This is a genomic window from Pseudomonas sp. PB103 (genome assembly GCF_009764635.1).
In the GTDB taxonomy this organism is placed as follows: domain Bacteria; phylum Pseudomonadota; class Gammaproteobacteria; order Pseudomonadales; family Pseudomonadaceae; genus Aquipseudomonas.
Window position 1 is genome coordinate 1 of sequence record NZ_RWIL01000014.1, and the last position, 16,268, is coordinate 16,268.

Sequence of the window (16,268 nt, forward strand, 5' to 3'; positions counted from 1 at the left end):
GTTCAACCACTACTGCAAACGCCTGCGTGACACCTGTCAGCGGCGCAAGGAGGACGCATGAGTACGGCACCGGTTAAATCGATCATCGACGAGCAGCTCGATGACATCGAACACAAGATCGCCCTGCTCGGCTTTGGCCTTCCCTTCAACGAGGTGATCGGCCGCAAGCGCGAGGACCTAGTCGCCAATCTGCCGCAGCGCCTGTCGCCAACCATGCAAGGCGGCCGCATTGCCGTGAGGGTTCGCCCATGAAGACTTTCTACTGGGCTCTCGCCTTTGTACTGGCCATCAGCATGACGGCTTACGGTACGTGGAAGGACAGCGCCACGACCTGCGAGCCGCCACAGGTCAAGCATCGGTTTCTACAATGACCAGCCGCCAGATGGCCCGCCGCATCCTCATCCGGCGAGGCTCTTTCTCCGCCATCGGCGTTTTCACTTTCCTGATGTTGCTCAGCGCCCTCGCCGACCGCATCACTCAATAAGCAAAGAATTCAATCGCTGCGCACCGCGCGGCAAGGAATTGTCATGTCCGCTCAAAGCGTGGCGCCGGTGGCGCACGACCGAAACCTTCACGTTCTTCCGCACGCCGCAACCAGTACCAGCGCTTTGGTGTTGGACGGTGACAGCCTGGACAAGATGATGCGCTTGGCCGAGGTCATGGCGACCGGCCGTGCCACTCTGCCGAAGCACTTCAACGGCAACGCAGCGGATTGTCTGGCGGTCGTCATGCAAGCAATGCAGTGGAAAATGAATCCGTTCGCCGTGGCGCAGAAAACGCATTTGGTGAATGGCGTGCTGGGCTACGAAGCGCAGCTGGTGAACGCGGTGATCACTACCTGCGCGCCGGTGCTGGATCGCCTGCATTACGAATGGTACGGCGCTTGGGAAAAGGTGATCGGCAAGTTCACCATCAAGAACGGTGACAAAGGCGAGTACCGCGTCCCGGGCTGGAAGCTTGAAGACGAGCAAGGGCTGGGCGTGAAGGTCTGGGCAACCTTTCGGGGCGAAGACGAGCCGCGAGTCCTTGAGTTGCTGCTTGCCCAGGCTCGCACTCGAAACAGTACGCTCTGGGCTGACGACCCTCGCCAGCAACTGGCGTACCTCGCCACCAAGCGTTGGTCGCGACTCTACTGCCCGGACGTGATCCTCGGCGTGTACAGCCCGGATGAGCTGGAAGAAACCGCAACAACCATTCGCGACGTATCACCAGCGCGCGGCGCGGCACCAACTGAACTTCCTCCCTACCCCGACGAGAAGCTCGCCGAAAACCTGCCGAAATGGCAAATCGCTGTCGACGCCGGCCGCTCCGCCCCTGATCACCTAATCGCAACCGTAAACAGCAAATTCACCCTGAGCGAAGAGCAGATCGCCAAGATCAAAGCGCTCGCGCCAATTGAAGGAGACCACGAATGAAAATCCACAATGTCGCTCAGGGCTCCGAAGCCTGGCATGCGCTCCGCGCCAACTACTTCACTGCTTCAGAAGCGCCGGTGATGATGGGCGCCTCGAAGCAGATGAAGCGCACCGAACTGTTGCACGCGAAAAAGACCGGGCTCGATCGGGACGTGTCGTGGTGGGTGCAGAAAAACTTGTTCGACAAGGGACACGAAGCCGAGGCACTTGCTCGACCGATTCTCGAAGGACGAATTGGCGAGGACCTGTTTCCCGTCGTTGGCACCGAAGGTGACCTGCTCGCATCCCTCGATGGCTGCACAATCCTCGGCGACGTGTTGTTCGAACATAAAATGTGGAACGAGCAACTTGCCGCCGACGTTCGCGCCGGCAACCTTGATCCGCACTACTACTGGCAGCTCGAACAGCAGTTGCTGGTCAGCGGCGCCGAGAAGGTAATTTTCGTCTGCTCCGACGGCACCGAGGAAAACTTCGTGACGATGGAATACGCGCCGGTGCCAGGCCGCGCCGCCACACTCGTCGCAGGCTGGAAACAGTTCCAAGCCGACCTTCTGGACTTCACTCCCGCCGAGGTGGTGCCGGAGGCCGTCGGCAAAACGCCGGAATCCTTGCCAGCGCTGCGCATCGAAGTGACCGGCATGGTCACCGCCAGCAACCTGGAGCAGTTCAAAGCCCATTCGTTGGCCGTCTTCGGCTCGATCAACACTGAGCTGGAAACCGATCAGGATTTCGCCGACGCCGAAAAAACGGTCAAGTGGTGTGGCGATGTCGAGGAGCGACTGGAAGCCGCCAAGCAGCACGCGCTGAGCCAAACCGAAAGCATCGACGCACTGTTCCGCACCATTGACGAGATCAGCGCAGAGGCCCGCGCCAAGCGTCTGATGCTCGACAAACTGGTGAAGGCTCGCAAGCTCAGCATCCGTGAAGACATCGTCATGGATGCAGCCAAGGCACTGCAGGTCCACATCGACCAGATCAATGCTTCACTGGGCGGCAAAGCGCGCATGCCGGCGGTGCCTGCAGATTTCGCTGGAGCCATCAAAGGCAAGAAGACGATCAGCAGCCTCCGCGATTCTGCCGATTCCGAGCTGGCTCGGGCGAAGATTGCCGCCAGCCAGATCGGCGACACCATCCGGAGTAATGTGGCCAGCCTGGACGAGCTTGCCGCCGACTACCTCTTCCTGTTCAACGACGTTCAGCAACTGGTGATGAAGGCGAACGACGACCTGGTCGCGCTGATCAAGGTGCGGATCTCGGAACACCAGAAGGCGGAGGAGCAGAAAGCCGAGGCGCAGCGTGAACAGATCCGTCAGCAGGAGCTGACGCGAATTGCGGACGAGGCGAAAGCCAACGCACCAGTCGAGCCTGCGACAGTCGCCAGCCCGGCACCGGTGAGAGCCGCCGCACCACTCCAGCCTACCTCGAAGCCAGCGACCACAACCGCGGCGCCGGTGAACCTGCAAGCCGAGGTTTTTGATTTGGAAGCACTGATCCACGCCGTCGCTGGTGGTCACGCGCCTATTTCGGTACTCACTGTGGACTGGGAAAAGCTCGACGCGATGGTCGAAGATCGAGGCGACAAGTTCAGCATGGCCGGCGTGAAGCTGATCAAGGTAGCTGCGTGAGACGTTCTAGACCCCAACAACGCAAACGACAGACCTGGCTGGACTTGCCGGCCAGCGGAATTGAAGAGGTAGGCCATGGCCAAGAGCAATGCGCAATTACAGAAGGACAAGCGAGCCAAGGAGAAGGCGCTGCTCGACAGGATCGGCGCCGAGAAGCGATCGCTGATTGTTTCGAAAGCGCTTGATGATGCGCTTCAGGTGCTGGGCGAACGCCACGGCTTTGAAGAATGGCAGGAGACTGTTTCGACGCTCATCATCAATCTGGCGGCCGCGCCAGAGACTTATTCTGAACGCTTCGCTAGCATGTCGCGACCGGAAATAGTAGTTAAGGAAAAATGGTCGCGGCAGCTTGAAGAGTTCGCAAAGGTAGGGGTAGAAGGCTAGCGCCCCCACCTCCTACTTGTTTAGCTACACCTCAATCTTCAGCAAGGCTGCGCGCAATATCCTGCAGTGCGGACGTCAGGCTTTCTGCGACTTCCTGAGCAGCAATAATTGAACATGAGCTGGTGAAGTCCGTGGCGGCAGCCTTTATGAACGCCGCTATCAGCTGCGGATTCTTTGCTGCGTATCCGTCCCCAAGCTCCGCGTCAATTTGACGAATTGCTGCGCGAAGATACCGCCCTGCTGTGTCAGGTGCTTGCTCAACCAGCGTGTCATAACTTGCAGTAATGGCCATTCGTTCCACCAGTTCAATTATTAGATCCCCACAAATACCCCACTTCTACGAATCACGCCAGCCGGCGAGGATCCTCTATGTCCGCACAACAGAAGAAATACCCCTTCGATTTCAAAACTCAATACGGACTCGGCTTCAGCACTCAGGACGATGAGATCGTTGTCGACTTTTTCTGCGGTGGTGGCGGCGCCGGTACCGGGCTGGAGATGGGGCTGGGCCGCGCGGTGAACGTGGCGAAAAATCACAGCCCGCAGGCAATCAGTATGCACACCGTGAATCACCCGGGCGCGGTGCACTACACCACCGACGTGTTCGACGGTGACCCCGACACCGAATGCGGCGGTAAGGCCGTGGGCTGGTTCCACATGTCGCCAGACTGCACGCACCACAGCCAAGCCGCCGGCGGACAGCCGCGCAAGCGCGAGATTCGCAATCTGTCGTGGATCGGTTTGAAGTGGGCCGGCAAGAAGAAGCCGCGCGTCATCAGCTTGGAGAACGTGAAACAGATCCTCCAGTGGGGGCCGCTCATTGCCAAGCGCTGCAAGTCGACAGGCCGGGTGATGAAGTTGGGCGGCACCATTGCCGAGCCGGGCGAAGTCGTCCCGGTCCACCAGCAGTTCCTGGTACCTGATCCGAAACGCCGCGGGCAAACATGGACAGTATTCGTCGCCGAGCTGGAGCGTCTGGGCTACGCCGTTGAATGGCGGGTGATCAAGGCCTGCGACTTCGGCGCTCCGACCAGCCGCGAGCGACTGTTCATGATTGCCCGCTGCGATGGTCAGCCGATCGTGTGGCCTGAGCCAACCCACGCTAAGAACCCGGCCAAGGGCCAACAGAAGTGGCGCACCGCCGCCGAGTGCATCGACTGGACGATCCCGAGTAAAAGCATTTTCGACCGGGCTAAGCCGCTGGCCCCCGCAACACTGCGAAGGATCGCCAAGGGCATGACGAAGTTCGTCATCAATGCGGCTGACCCTTTCATTGTGCCGATCGCGAACTGGTCGGGCGAAAGCGTCCAGTCCGCGCATGACCCGCTGCGCACCGTGACGTCCTGGCCGCGCGGCGGATCGTTTGCCATGGCGAGCCCGATCATTGCACCAGCAACCCATCAGGGCAGCGACCGGATCAACGACCCCCACGCCCCGCTGCCGACGGTGACCTGTGCGAATCGCGGCGAGCTGACGCTGATCAGCCCGGTGCTGGTCGGCGCCGGTGGCCCGATATATGCCGGAAACCCAGTAGCGGCGGACAAGCCTCTCGGCACCTTGATGACGCGTGGTCACCGCGCGCTCGCCGCGGCTCACCTGGTGAAGTTCCGGTTCTCGGATGAAGGCAAGGCGCTCGACGAGCCGCTGCCGACCATCACCAGCGGCGGCAACTACCAGCGCCCCGCCGGTGCCGCCCACGCCATGGGCATTTCAACCGTGTTCATGGCGCAAATGAATGGCGGCTTCAATACTACGGCCGCCAAGAGCATCGAGGACCCGATGACCACGGTGACCAACACCGGCAGCCAGCAGCAACTGGTGACAGCGAACCTGGTGCACCTGCGCGGCAACTGCGATGCGCGGAACGCAGCCGATCCGCTGCACACCATCAGCGCCGGCGGCACTCACCATGGACTGGTCACTGCTTTCATGGAACGCCAGTTCGGCGCCAGCGTTGGCCAGTGCGTGGACGAGCCCGCGCCGACCATCACGGCGGGCGGTGGCGGCAAGAGTTCTCTGGTCGAGCTGCAACTGTCCCCAGAGGTTGAGGCCGGTGCACTGCGGGTAGCGGCATTCCTGATCAGCTACTACGGCACCAAGAACATGAGCGCCGCCGACGCACCAGCACCCACGATCACCACCAAGGATCGCTTGGGCCTGGTCACCGTCACTATCAAGGGCACGCCCTACGTGATCGTCGACATCTGCCTGCGGATGCTGCAACCGGCTGAGCTGTACAAGGCTCAGGGCTTCCCCGCCGACTACATCATCAGCCACGGCGCCGACGGCAAGCCACTCACCAAAACCCAGCAGGTCCACATGTGCGGCAACAGCGTAAGCCCTCCGCCGATGGCTGCACTGGCACGGGCCAACGATCCGTGGAGAGTCGTCGAACAGCAGGCAGCCGCCTGAGTCACGCGATCCACACCTGCCATGGAAAAGTGTTGAGCCATTCGATTAATCGGGAGAGACAACTGCTGATTTGGTCAGTTAACAGCTGAAAAAACAGTTCTTCAACGAGTCGAATGATCACGGCAAAACACCTCACTCAGAAGGCAGAACGTCTTCGGTGATGCCCATGATAATCAGAAAATCAGGAGGTAAAGGCGAGATACGTAATTAGTTGTGGCAGCAAAACCATTACCCCTTTTCTCCACCGCCCGGGCATGCCCCGGCATAGGACGCCCCATGCCCACAGAAAACTGCAACCATCCAGATGATCAGCCCGCGATCGAGCGCTTGCACCAACGCTACGTCGACAAGATCGACCGATTCTCAGAAGAACTGATTGTGTTTCAGGACTCGGCCTATGCGATGGGGCTGGATCGCGGAACGCAACTGGCCAAAGGTCGCGTAACGCTCGCCGCCGACCGCGCCAAACGCCTGTACCTGGCCGGGCCAATGACCGGCATCGAGGACTTCAACTTCCCCGCCTTCAACGATATGGCCGCCAAGCTGCGTGCCCGTGGTTACGTCGTTGAGAACCCCGCCGAGCATGGCGTCGTCGACGGCGCCGAATGGGGCGACTACATGGCGTACGACCTCACGCGTCTTGGCCTTTGCGGGATGGTCGCTGTTCTGCCGGGATGGGATGCATCAAGGGGCGCACGCCTTGAAGTGCACATCGCCCGAGAGCTGGGCATGCCGGTAGTGAATGCTCATGGGCTGGTATCGATGGAGATTGCAGGATGAGCGAACCTACCCGACAGGAGGGTTGCCCCCTTCAGGAGGTCGACCATCAAAAATTGGCATTGGATCTATTTGAATGCCGATGAGAATGGCGGACCAAGCTTCATAAGCCATTTTTTGGCGCAGCAAAGCTTCACTCCATCGAGGTCCTGAAACCTCCGATGCGACCACCAGCATCATCAACTGGTTCGTGGTTGCATCCAAATCAAGTAGGTGTTGATGGGCTTTGAATCGAAAATCATCACTGGTATGCATTTTTGGACACGCGGTCCCGACAGGTACTGGCTCGGAACTACGAGCCGCTATTCCTATTCTTCCAGTATGGCACCAATACCTCTTCATGAGATACGAGGTTTATGCCGCCCTTTTTAGGCTCGCCGCAATCCCGAAGAAGTTGACCTAGAAGCACTCACTCCTACAACACCAGCGAGCTCTCGAGCACGACCGACGCCCCAAGCTAAAACCCTCGTCATCGACTCCCGGGGGCGAGAGTTATCGGACTCTTCATGCAAGGCCATCCCATCCGAGGCATATATGCCTATGAACAGTTGAGTCTCTCCCGCTCGCGACAGCCTGACCTGCACGTCGATATAGATCCCGCTACTGAGCGTTTCTTCGTGCGTTCTGCTGTGCAGCGAAGGGTCTGCCCATGACCAGAATACATCGCCTCGAAGTCTCATTTGGCTGTCCTCCTGTGCCTATTTTTTTTGTTCAACAAAAACCGAAAATAGCTCTATCAGAACAAAGTGCAACCGAATCTAAACGGCGCCTGACAGCTGGTCGTCAAAACTGTACAAACTCAAATTCCCCGTACAACTTTCAGCCGCTATAGCGGCAAGGAACCCCTATGCTCGATTCAAACATTCACCACTCACTGAACACGCTCACTGCAAGCCAGATGGCCAAGCTGCTGGTGATGCATCACGGAATCGATGCTTTCGGCTACAAGTACGACAGCCTGCGCGATGAACCAAATAGCCCCGTTACGCTTGAAGATTTGGCGTCCATGTCCGGCGAGGATCTGGATCAGCTTTACGATGAGAGCTCGCACGATGACGCGGTGAACGAGGTGCGTTACAGCGCAGTGGACGCCCTCGGAGTTCCGTCTTGGTGCCACTACAGTTGGGAGCGAAACTACGGGGTCGATGTGAAGGCATTCATCCTGCCCGATGGTCGTGCTCTCGCCTTTTGTGAGATGAGCGGCGGCGGCAAGCACGGCGAACCAGACGCCTACCCATGGGTTGAAGAGGCCAAATTCATCAAAGTGTCTGGCGTCGAAGAGCGCGTCGTCAAGACTTACAAGTTCGAAGAGATTCCAGAAGCCTCAGAGGTGACGCCATGATCTTCGCCCCGCTCTACTTGGCCTACCTCATCCACAAGGGGCCTTGACGATAGCAGTCCGCCCCGCCAGCCCACGCACCAAGGAGGGAGTACAAGATTAGCCAGCGAGGCGAACGCTTAAATTTTAGACCGAGAGAGAAGCCTAGATTGAACAGGTCATCGGATTTTTTCGTTTGATAAGCGCCATGCGGTGAGATCTTGCAGAGACCACCCAAGCCAGCTGCGGCCACTCAGCATTTCTCTGAAGCAGCTGGCCGGGCGAACCGAAGAACCATAACTCAACTCGACAGTAAGCGCTTCTCGTAAATCCCTTCCCAACTCAACAGCCTGCCGGTCTACGGCGGGCGAGGAACTCTGCATTCCAAAAATAATGAGATCGATCTCAGATCCTGGGGCGGAACACGGTTTCCGAGTTGAGCCTGCAACATATGAACAGGCCGAAGCGGCAGCAGGGTTCAGGCTTGATCGTCGGCGCAAGTACTGGATCACCGAAGACGGCGATGTCGAGGAAGAAGGCGTTGTGACCCTCTCCTGTAGCGGGTGCAGTTGCGGATGTGAGGGTGGCTGCAGTTGCGGCCCATCGTCCGGATGCAGCGAGTGCGGCTACACGGGCAGGCGGCGTTTTCACTTCGGGTACCCCGCTCAATCCCCTGAACAGCGAAAAGAACTTCGAAACCTTTAACCACCTTCTGCCGCCACGCGCGGCACGGAGCAATATCTTATGGAAACCGAAATCCTCTCTGACGAGGAGCTTGCCGAACTTACCGGCTACAAGGCCCGGGCCTACCAGCGGCGCTGGCTGGTTGATCGCCAATGGGTGTTCGTCGAAAGCCGAGGCAAGCGTCCACTTGTGGGCCGGATGTACGCCCGTATGAAGCTGGGCATGATCAGCCCCACGATTGCCGACCCAAACCCACCGCCTGCCGCACCGGTATGGACGCCCGACTTCTCGCGAGTGAACTGATATGCGCCCCCGCAAGGCCGAAACTCGAAATTTGCCTCCCCGGATGTATCAGTGGACCAGGACACGCAAGAGCGGAAAGGTCTGGATCTCCTACTACTATCTGGATCTCACCGGTAAGGCCATCCCGTTGGGCAAAGACTTGGACCTGGCAAGAGCCAAATGGGCAGAGCTTGAGGCGAAGGAAAAGCCGCTCGATTTGCGCACCATGAAGGGCATCTTTGACCGATATATACGCGATATCGTATCGAAGAAAGCGGCGCGGACGCAGAAGGACAATTTGGCGGAGATCAAGCAGCTTCGGCCGATGTTCGACAGCGCTCCTATCGACTCAATTACCCCAGCAACTATCGCGGGTTACCGCGACGCGCGAACCGCCAAGGTTCGGGCGAATCGAGAGATTGCCACCCTCTCTCACGTTTTCAATATTGCTCGGGAGTGGGGGCTGACAACCAAAGAAAATCCTTGCCAAGGCGTGCGCAAAAACAAGGAAACGCCGAGGGACTATTACGCGAATGATGTGATTTGGGAGGCTGTTTACATGAAGGCAGCTCAAGAGCTGAAAGACGCGATGGACTTGGCCTATCTGACCGGGCAACGCCCGGCAGATGTCCTGGTCATGAGGAAAGACGATGTCGAGGGAAATTACTTGGGAGTGCAGCAGAACAAGACACACAAAAAGCTGCGTATCCAGATGACTGACGGTGATCAACCGAACAGCCTGGGCCTGTTAATCGGGAAAATGGCCGAGCGCAATGCTCAGCACATTTGCAGCTATTTGATCGTGAGTGCACGCGGCAAGCGGATGACGGCGAAGATGCTTCGCGATCGGTGGGACGACGCCAGAGAAAGGGCCAAGAAAGAAGCTGAAGAAAAAGGCGACGTTCAGCTGGCGGAGAAAATCGGGGGCTTCCAGTTCAGAGACATCAGGCCGAAGGCGGCGTCGGAAATCCTCGACATTGGTGATGCAAGCCTGCTGTTGGGGCACACCAAAGGGGACATCACCGAGCGCGTCTATCGACGAATCGGCGCCATTGCAAAGCCCTCGAAATAGCCCGAAAACCGTTACAAAACTCAAACCTAGCCCCTTGTAGAATGCGGGCTGTAGAGGTGTCGAAAAATAAAAGTATCGTAACGGAAATTGGCTACAAACCCCGGTTTCATTGGCTTTGAATATCGGTCTTGAAAACCGTCGACTGTAACAGGTCCATGAGTTCGAATCCCATCGCCTCCGCCATATTTTGTACCGACAAAGCCCTGATTATTCAGGGCTTTGTCGTTTCTGGGGTTTGAGATTTGCGCTGCGCTCGTTGAGGCGTTACAAAACTTTCTGGTTTTTCTCCCTTCTCCGGCGTCCTGCCAAACGTAAAACACTCTTCATATAACACGGTGCTACGCTGGGTTCGTTCACGGAGGAAACCAAAATGCCGAACTCAGATCTGCTTCCATCCCTGCTTTACAAAATCAACGAAAACCAACTCGCCCTCGAAGTCGCCATCATGGAATTATCCAATTGGGTCGAGCAGCGCGGATCGGCCGACGTCGCCGAGAACGTCCGCGGCGCCCTCTTGGCATTCGACAAAAAATGAGGAGTTCATCAAGATGACGCTTACGGTTTTGATGACGCCCGACTGACCGCTATAGGCCAAAAGCAGCCGGTCGTGAGCGACCGCTTCCGCCCCATAACTGTCCTTCATGGAGGGCAGCTCTTCCTGGTAACGGGAAGTTTCCCCGGAAAGGGATAGGGGCCAGGGGCGATATCCGCTGCCAGCGTAACTGGCATAGATTCTCCAAACCCGGCCCTCGCGCCGGGTTTACTGTTTTCGTGTGGGAGTGGCTGAGCAGCATATCTGCAGATCGCAAACAACTTGTTTGCTCCAGGCCGCTGATCAGTACAACGAGCAAGGCTCGGCGTCGCGCATTCGGCTACCTGATGCGGAGTCCTAAGGACTGTGTCTCATTAGATTCAACACGATCCGAGGGTCGAACGGTCACACGCTCTCCGGCATAGGCAACTCCCAACTCTCTGGATCGCTCACGCACGTCGTTCTCTCTGGAAAGCGCAGCCCCAACCGATTTTACCTTTGCCTCCAAGTGCTTGGCCTTGTTCTCGTAAGTCGTGAAGATCGAAGCTAGGTCCTGCACCTCTTCAAGATTAATGCGGCCTTCGGCCCAACGGCCAACGGCCAATAGGGCAGGCTCTTGCCTGAACCACGACGGCGGTTTTCCTGCAGCGCTGGCACTGCCAAGCAACACCAACTCGGCCAGGACAGTTACAAGGTCGACCTTCAGGATGTTCTCCACGACATTAGTAGAATCTCCCACAGATGCCCGCAGGATCGCCCAGTGCGTCATGGGCCCGAACCGTTCAAGGAAAGGATGGAGGTTTAGCAGCGAGGCGATCAAGACGGAACGTCGTTCCTGATCACTCCGGCGCAATTCGCCGAGACGCGACTTTTCCTCTGCTGGATAAACCCCTGCCGTCTCCACCTCATACAGCGATGCTTCAAGGAACTGGGCACTGTTTTCGATCTGTTCCTCGCTGACACATTTGAGAAGTAGGTGGGTTAGCGCCTCCCGCTCAAAGGGGTCCTGAAGCATTCCGCGAGAGTCTGCAACATCCCGACGCAGCTTCTGAGAAAGCCGCTCCTGGAACTCAATCGTTTCGGGCGGGAGGAGTAAATTTTGTTTGAAGCGATCCGACCAAGAGCGTTTTTTCGCATCGTTCGCATGCTCTTGCTGAATGGGGAAGAGCAAGGGGAAGTCACTTTCGGATGGCCAGGTTTCCATCATGGCGTAACTCTGGTCGAACATTGGGCGGTCACCCTTGCGAAGGTGCACTAGGTCTCCATCGATGGCCCACCTGTAGCCCATTGAGCCACAACGAAGACTCGGAAGTGGCTCAAGTGTACTCGGGTCAACGGTATGCTTGTATGAATGACTTTTCACGCTCTGACCTGGAGCGAACCCCAACCGAGAGAAAAAGACCCGTTCATCGCAGTGAACTTCGACCCACGGGTTAAAGATATTTTCCCTTTGCACAATGTGGCCCAAACTTTGATTTTTCTCATGGCGACCGGCGAAGAAATCAACCTTACAATTTATCAATTCCTCGTCCGTATAACAGAGTTTCGGAATCACTGCGTTGAGACCGGCATTGCAGATTACGCGACCGATGTAGACGCCATCCTTCGTGTACAACGCCAGAACTTCGTGACAGGGAATCTCCAAGCCGTCGCTTACCAAGTCATAGACCGACACCCATGCCTCTTGAATCAAGACATTTCGCAGATAGCAATCGATAGCCTCCTCTTCCGTAAGGCAGCCTTCGATCACAGGATCACCTTCCAGAACCCTACCCTCGGTCTTAACAATCGCTTCATACACTCTCACGAGGAATGACCAGTCGAACGCTGAGCCATCCTTGCGGACGAGCAGACGATAGCCAGGCGCACCCGCAGCGATCAACTTGCCAGCATGTGGATTGGGCCTGAGAGCTCCACCAACCTGGTGACTCTCATCAAGCAAGACGCGCATTCCAGGATTATCTCCCTGGGGTGCAGCAAGGGATGCCTCAGCACAAGCTTCAACGGTTCTTCCGTCGATATCTAATATCCGCAGCTTGGCCTTATCTACAGCACGGTAGGCGGTCAGAAAGGAAACCTTGGCAATCTCACGAAGGTTTTTCGTCAACCCAAGGTGAATGTCCGTACGGCTGAGCGTGCCGGGTTCAGGCAATCGGGTTTTACCCGATTCAGCACGCATATCGTGCGGGCTAGGGTAGCCGAAAAGCAGTGGTGTCTTCTGATTGACGTGATGAGAACCCACATCGTCACCCGGTGCAACGTAACGCAGGACGGTACGGGTTATATCGAGAGGACGTTTGCGCTCAACGTCGGACGCGGAAAGGACGAGTCGATACATGGTGCTTCTCCAAAAATCGGTAGGTTGTCCACGACGAGAAGGAACTCGTGGTGGCATGTTCAACGCATGAGTCGCTAGCTAACCCGTTGCGCAGAACTCCGATCGGAGAACGAGCATGGGTGTGACAGGTGTATCTGGAAAAACGAACGAATTGCAGTCTCTAGAGATCGACTCAGGGCGACGCTAGCAGCCCTTTTTCAAGACCCAATTAGGATATGGCCAGTGCAAGGGCGAGCGCAACCCTTCCTGAAAAAAACGTTAGAGCTAGGAAAACTCCAAGCAAGTTCCTCAACAATCACTGACTGGCTGACCGGCGTCCTGACTCAGGCCAGCTCGACTTACAGGCGCCCCTTTCCGGCAGCGTTCAATAATTGCCGGCGCGCCATCCACAGATTCGACAGTGCAAACAGCGTGGTTAGTGCACCAACACTCCAAGCTACAAGGTATAAGAAATACCAACCTGCACTGTCCGCGGCGCCCCCGGATAGGCGTAGACGTTACCGAATGCGCCCTCTTCATAGTCACGATCAAAGAGGTTTTTCACGTCAAGATTGAGCCGCACCTGGTCATTGACCTTGTAGAAGCTGAGCAGGTCGACAACGGTGTAGCTGCCCATCGAAAACGCCGTGTTGGCGGTTTGTCCGGCGCGCTCGTCGACGTACTTGAGTCCGGTGCCCAAGCCCAGCCCCTTGAGGGTGCCGTCCTGGAACTCATACATGTTCAGCAGGCTGAAGCTGTTTTTCGGGATGTTCATCAGGCGCGTGCCAGAGCGCAGTACGTTGTCTTTGGTCACTTCGGCATCGACATAGGCGTAGCCGCCAATCACGCGCCATTCGGGCGTCAGGTTGCCGGCAACGTTGACGTCGAAACCACGGCTGCGCACCTCGCCGGCCGCAACGCTGAAGGTTGAATCAACAGGGTCGGTGGTCAACACGTTGCGCTTTTCGATCTGATAGACCGCCGCGTCGACACTCAACTGCTGATCCAGCGCTTCCCACTTGATCCCCATTTCGTAGGACTTGCCTTTCTCCGGCTCGAACCCACCGCCCTGGCGGCTGGCGCCGGTGTTCGGCTTGAAGGAGCGAGCGGTGTCAGCATAAACCGCCAATGTGTCGGTCAAGTCGTAGGTGACGCCGATGCGCGGCGTCACCGCGTTGTCACTCGCCTGCCAACTCTTGGCGCCGGGCACGTAGGTTTCGTAGTCATGTTCGAAGCGCTCGAAACGCGCTCCGGCCAGCACTTTCAGTTTGTCGGTCAACGCCACCTGATCCTGCACAAACGCGGCATACGTCTTGAGGTTTTCCTTGTCGTGAGTCGGCGTGCGGGTGAGTGCCGGACGCGGCTGGCCGTACACCGGGTCGAAGATGTCGATCGGATACGCACCGACGGCTCCGCTGGAGCGTTGAATGATCGACTTGTAGTCGTAATCCTCATACTCGATGCCGGTAAGCAAGGTGTGCTGCAAACCTGCGGTATCGAAATGCCCGGTCAGATTGAGCTGGGTATCCTTGTCGGTCCACTCCAGCTTGCGATAGTTGAAATTGCGCCCCAGGGTGCGGCCGTCAGCGGCAATACCGTTGGCCTCGATGGCGTCGCCCTTGAGCGATCCGTCGAGCCACTGAAAACCGCCGCCCAGGGTCCAGTCGTCGTTGAGCATGTGCTCGAAACGCAGTTGCGCCATGTTGTTGTCGTTATGCAGTTTGCCTGCGTCTTTTTCGCCAAAAAAACTGTCGCGCGAGGCGGTACCTGTCTGTTTCGCATAGCGGGTAACGCCTCGATCCAGAGGCGCGTTGTTGCGCATGAAATCGCCTTCGAGAATCAGCTTGGTCGCATCGGTTGCCTGCCAGGTGAGCACCGGCGCGATGCCGTAGCGCTCGGTTTCGACGTGATCGCGAAAGGTGTCGCCGCCCTCGCCCACTACGTTCAGCCGATAGGCCAGACGGCCTTCCTCGTCGAGCGGACCGGAAGCGTCCAGCGTGCCGCGCTTCATGCCCTGATCGTTGAGCTGGCTACCCAAGGTGACGCTGCGCTCGGGCAACGGCTGTTTGGACACCACGTTGAAGGTGCCGCCAGGATCACCCCGACCGTAAAGCATGGTGGCCGGGCCGCGCAGCACTTCGAGGCGTTCAATGGTGTTGGCATCCGGCATGTTCGGATAGCCGCGGTTGATCGGAAAACCGTTGCGATAAAACTCGCCGGTGGTGAAGCCACGCACGGTGAACGTGGTCAGGCCCTGACCACCAAAATTGTTCGCCCGCCCCACGCCCCCGGCGTAATCGAGCGCGTCCTGCAAACGGGTGGCGCCCAGATCCTCGACCGCGTCTTTCGAGACCACACTGATCGATTGCGGGGTTTCGTGGATCGACGTGTCGGTGCGTGTGGCACTGGCTGAGCGAGTCGCCCGATAACCCTGCACCGGGCCGTCCGCCCTTTCGTAATTCGCAGTGCCGATGACATCGGTTGCGTCCAACTCCAGCGTTGAGGGAGATCCCTCCGTTTGTTCAGCCCATGAGGCAGGCGACAACACTTGCAGCACACAAATGGAAAGCAGGGTACGACGCATGAAGAGAGAAACCTTTACGAATAGGCCAATACAGGGAGTAAATCCGCCAAAAACTCCCGCGCATGCTATACAAACCCATTCGCAATTAACACAAATTCCCATTAACGCTTGAGTGGCCATTGTGCAGGAACGCTTTTGGCCAGTAACAGACATTCGATTTAGTGCCTGTTGGAACAGATCTCCACCCAGGGGAACTGTTCGACTTTGATCGCGCCTTGAAGCTTCTGGAGGATAAATGAGATGAGTCACCCTCTCCTGCTCGGTTCATTGGCAGCACTCTGCATCACACCCAAAAAAGGGAGACAGATTTATTTCAGACAATAAACCAGTCCCCCTTTTGCGCGTTTTTTTCGTGGCTGGGGACCTCGCTCTCTGGCCACTTATTCCGAATCAGCCAGGCACAAAACCCTAGGCCGACGCCTTCAACTCGACGTTATCCAACGCCTTGTTCACCGCCAACTCCCCCAACATCACCACCTGCGCAATCCCCAACAGCGTATTGCGGTTCGGCCCTTCCAGCATCCCGGCAAAATCACCCAGCATCACCGTCGCCGAGGCCAAAGACTCACAGGCATTGACCAACAACGTTTCAGTGTCGGATTGCGGGTTGACCATGAACAAAGTGCTGGGGCTGTACGGCGTCGCCATGATCTTCTCAGGCGCAAGATAATGATCAAGCGCCCGCTCTGCCGCCGCATTAAGCTTCTTCGAATCGAATGATTCATACGGCGACGCCGGGTCTGTCACCGGCGGACTGTTAGTGGTTTCGGACATCAACTGAAACTCCACAAGCACCCATCAAGGCACTCCAAAAGAAATATGAATCCCCACCATGTAGGAGCTGCCGCAGGCTGCGATCCCTTGAT

Annotated in this window: 16 protein-coding genes and 1 pseudogene; 11 read left to right on the forward strand and 6 right to left on the reverse strand. The window is 57.4% G+C overall.

Annotated elements, in window-relative coordinates; genetic code table 11:
* Positions 1–57 precede the first annotated feature (57 nt).
* From EJA70_RS02720 to EJA70_RS02735, 5 genes are all read left to right on the forward strand, one after another.
* A complete protein-coding gene (locus EJA70_RS02720; protein WP_158829420.1) occupies positions 58–252 on the forward strand; it encodes a hypothetical protein in 195 nt (64 codons plus the stop codon).
* A complete protein-coding gene (locus tag EJA70_RS30995) occupies positions 249–371 on the forward strand; it encodes a hypothetical protein (protein WP_256677611.1) in 123 nt (40 codons plus the stop codon). The genes EJA70_RS02720 and EJA70_RS30995 overlap by 4 nt, the downstream gene beginning before the upstream one ends.
* A 156-nt stretch (positions 372–527) precedes the next feature.
* Positions 528–1,415 carry a recombinase RecT gene (recT, locus tag EJA70_RS02725; protein ID WP_158829422.1) on the forward strand — a complete coding sequence of 296 codons (888 nt, stop codon included), beginning with the start codon at positions 528–530 and terminating at the stop codon, positions 1,413–1,415.
* The gene (locus EJA70_RS02730) at positions 1,412–3,040 is read left to right on the forward strand and encodes a YqaJ viral recombinase family protein (RefSeq protein ID WP_158829424.1); all 1,629 of its coding nucleotides are present in this window, start codon (positions 1,412–1,414) and stop codon (positions 3,038–3,040) included. Before recT ends, EJA70_RS02730 begins: the two co-directional genes overlap by 4 nt.
* Before the next feature lie 75 nt (positions 3,041–3,115).
* Positions 3,116–3,424 (forward strand): hypothetical protein, encoded by a 309-nt coding sequence (locus EJA70_RS02735; protein ID WP_158829426.1) that lies wholly within the window; start codon positions 3,116–3,118, stop codon positions 3,422–3,424.
* Positions 3,425–3,455: 31 nt separating this feature from the next.
* On the opposite strand, the gene EJA70_RS02740 is transcribed toward EJA70_RS02735, so the two are convergent.
* Entirely contained in the window at positions 3,456–3,716 is a 261-nt protein-coding gene (locus EJA70_RS02740; protein ID WP_158829428.1) for a hypothetical protein, read from the reverse strand.
* 77 nt (positions 3,717–3,793) lie between these two features.
* On the opposite strand from EJA70_RS02740, the gene EJA70_RS02745 reads away from it, so the two are divergent.
* A complete protein-coding gene (locus tag EJA70_RS02745; protein ID WP_158829430.1) occupies positions 3,794–5,836 on the forward strand; it encodes a DNA cytosine methyltransferase in 2,043 nt (680 codons plus the stop codon).
* Positions 5,837–6,112: 276 nt separating this feature from the next.
* On the forward strand, positions 6,113–6,616 hold the full coding sequence (locus EJA70_RS02750; RefSeq protein ID WP_158829432.1) for a DUF4406 domain-containing protein: 504 nt from the start codon (positions 6,113–6,115) through the stop codon (positions 6,614–6,616).
* A 6-nt stretch (positions 6,617–6,622) separates the two neighbouring features.
* Here the strand turns inward: EJA70_RS02750 and EJA70_RS02755 are convergent, their stop codons facing one another.
* Positions 6,623–6,868, reverse strand: a complete 246-nt coding sequence (locus EJA70_RS02755; RefSeq protein WP_127928174.1) for a hypothetical protein — start codon at positions 6,866–6,868, stop codon at positions 6,623–6,625.
* Between the two features lie 113 nt (positions 6,869–6,981).
* Positions 6,982–7,293: a hypothetical protein gene (locus EJA70_RS31000; RefSeq protein ID WP_256677612.1), complete on the reverse strand. Its 312-nt coding sequence runs from the start codon at positions 7,291–7,293 to the stop codon at positions 6,982–6,984.
* A 167-nt stretch (positions 7,294–7,460) separates the two neighbouring features.
* Here EJA70_RS31000 and EJA70_RS02760 point away from each other — a divergent pair, with 167 nt between their 5' ends.
* From EJA70_RS02760 to EJA70_RS02775, 4 genes and pseudogenes are all read left to right on the forward strand, one after another.
* The gene (locus tag EJA70_RS02760) at positions 7,461–7,955 is read left to right on the forward strand and encodes a hypothetical protein (RefSeq protein WP_158829434.1); all 495 of its coding nucleotides are present in this window, start codon (positions 7,461–7,463) and stop codon (positions 7,953–7,955) included.
* A gap of 720 nt (positions 7,956–8,675) precedes the next feature.
* Positions 8,676–8,918 (forward strand): DUF4224 domain-containing protein, encoded by a 243-nt coding sequence (locus EJA70_RS02765; RefSeq protein ID WP_158829436.1) that lies wholly within the window; start codon positions 8,676–8,678, stop codon positions 8,916–8,918.
* 1 nt (position 8,919) lies between these two features.
* On the forward strand, positions 8,920–9,969 hold the full coding sequence (locus EJA70_RS02770) for a tyrosine-type recombinase/integrase (protein WP_158829438.1): 1,050 nt from the start codon (positions 8,920–8,922) through the stop codon (positions 9,967–9,969).
* 370 nt (positions 9,970–10,339) lie between these two features.
* Positions 10,340–10,550: pseudogene (locus tag EJA70_RS02775) on the forward strand (hypothetical protein).
* A gap of 291 nt (positions 10,551–10,841) precedes the next feature.
* Here the strand turns inward: EJA70_RS02775 and EJA70_RS02780 are convergent.
* The 3 genes from EJA70_RS02780 to EJA70_RS02790 form a co-directional block, all read right to left on the reverse strand.
* The gene (locus EJA70_RS02780; RefSeq protein ID WP_158829440.1) at positions 10,842–12,839 is read right to left on the reverse strand and encodes a hypothetical protein; all 1,998 of its coding nucleotides are present in this window, start codon (positions 12,837–12,839) and stop codon (positions 10,842–10,844) included.
* Between the two features lie 436 nt (positions 12,840–13,275).
* Positions 13,276–15,402, reverse strand: a complete 2,127-nt coding sequence (locus EJA70_RS02785) for a TonB-dependent siderophore receptor (protein ID WP_158829442.1) — start codon at positions 15,400–15,402, stop codon at positions 13,276–13,278.
* A gap of 408 nt (positions 15,403–15,810) precedes the next feature.
* Positions 15,811–16,176 carry a DUF6124 family protein gene (locus tag EJA70_RS02790; RefSeq protein WP_158829444.1) on the reverse strand — a complete coding sequence of 122 codons (366 nt, stop codon included), beginning with the start codon at positions 16,174–16,176 and terminating at the stop codon, positions 15,811–15,813.
* Positions 16,177–16,268: the final 92 nt, after the last annotated feature.

Bases quoted from the DNA above. Each gene is read 5' to 3' on its own strand.
- EJA70_RS02790 (WP_158829444.1), bottom strand. From the start codon at position 16,176: ATGTCCGAAACCACTAACAGTCCGCCGGTGACAGACCCGGCGTCGCCG.
- EJA70_RS02780 (WP_158829440.1), bottom strand. From the start codon at position 12,839: ATGTATCGACTCGTCCTTTCCGCGTCCGACGTTGAGCGCAAACGTCCT.
- EJA70_RS02770 (WP_158829438.1), top strand. From the start codon at position 8,920: ATGCGCCCCCGCAAGGCCGAAACTCGAAATTTGCCTCCCCGGATGTAT.
- EJA70_RS02730 (WP_158829424.1), top strand. From the start codon at position 1,412: ATGAAAATCCACAATGTCGCTCAGGGCTCCGAAGCCTGGCATGCGCTC.
- EJA70_RS02760 (WP_158829434.1), top strand. From the start codon at position 7,461: ATGCTCGATTCAAACATTCACCACTCACTGAACACGCTCACTGCAAGC.
- EJA70_RS02720 (WP_158829420.1), top strand. From the start codon at position 58: ATGAGTACGGCACCGGTTAAATCGATCATCGACGAGCAGCTCGATGAC.
- EJA70_RS31000 (WP_256677612.1), bottom strand. From the start codon at position 7,293: ATGAGACTTCGAGGCGATGTATTCTGGTCATGGGCAGACCCTTCGCTG.
- recT (WP_158829422.1), top strand. From the start codon at position 528: ATGTCCGCTCAAAGCGTGGCGCCGGTGGCGCACGACCGAAACCTTCAC.
- EJA70_RS30995 (WP_256677611.1), top strand. From the start codon at position 249: ATGAAGACTTTCTACTGGGCTCTCGCCTTTGTACTGGCCATCAGCATG.
- EJA70_RS02755 (WP_127928174.1), bottom strand. From the start codon at position 6,868: ATGCATACCAGTGATGATTTTCGATTCAAAGCCCATCAACACCTACTT.
- EJA70_RS02740 (WP_158829428.1), bottom strand. From the start codon at position 3,716: ATGGCCATTACTGCAAGTTATGACACGCTGGTTGAGCAAGCACCTGAC.
- EJA70_RS02745 (WP_158829430.1), top strand. From the start codon at position 3,794: ATGTCCGCACAACAGAAGAAATACCCCTTCGATTTCAAAACTCAATAC.
- EJA70_RS02785 (WP_158829442.1), bottom strand. From the start codon at position 15,402: ATGCGTCGTACCCTGCTTTCCATTTGTGTGCTGCAAGTGTTGTCGCCT.
- EJA70_RS02765 (WP_158829436.1), top strand. From the start codon at position 8,676: ATGGAAACCGAAATCCTCTCTGACGAGGAGCTTGCCGAACTTACCGGC.
- EJA70_RS02735 (WP_158829426.1), top strand. From the start codon at position 3,116: ATGGCCAAGAGCAATGCGCAATTACAGAAGGACAAGCGAGCCAAGGAG.
- EJA70_RS02750 (WP_158829432.1), top strand. From the start codon at position 6,113: ATGCCCACAGAAAACTGCAACCATCCAGATGATCAGCCCGCGATCGAG.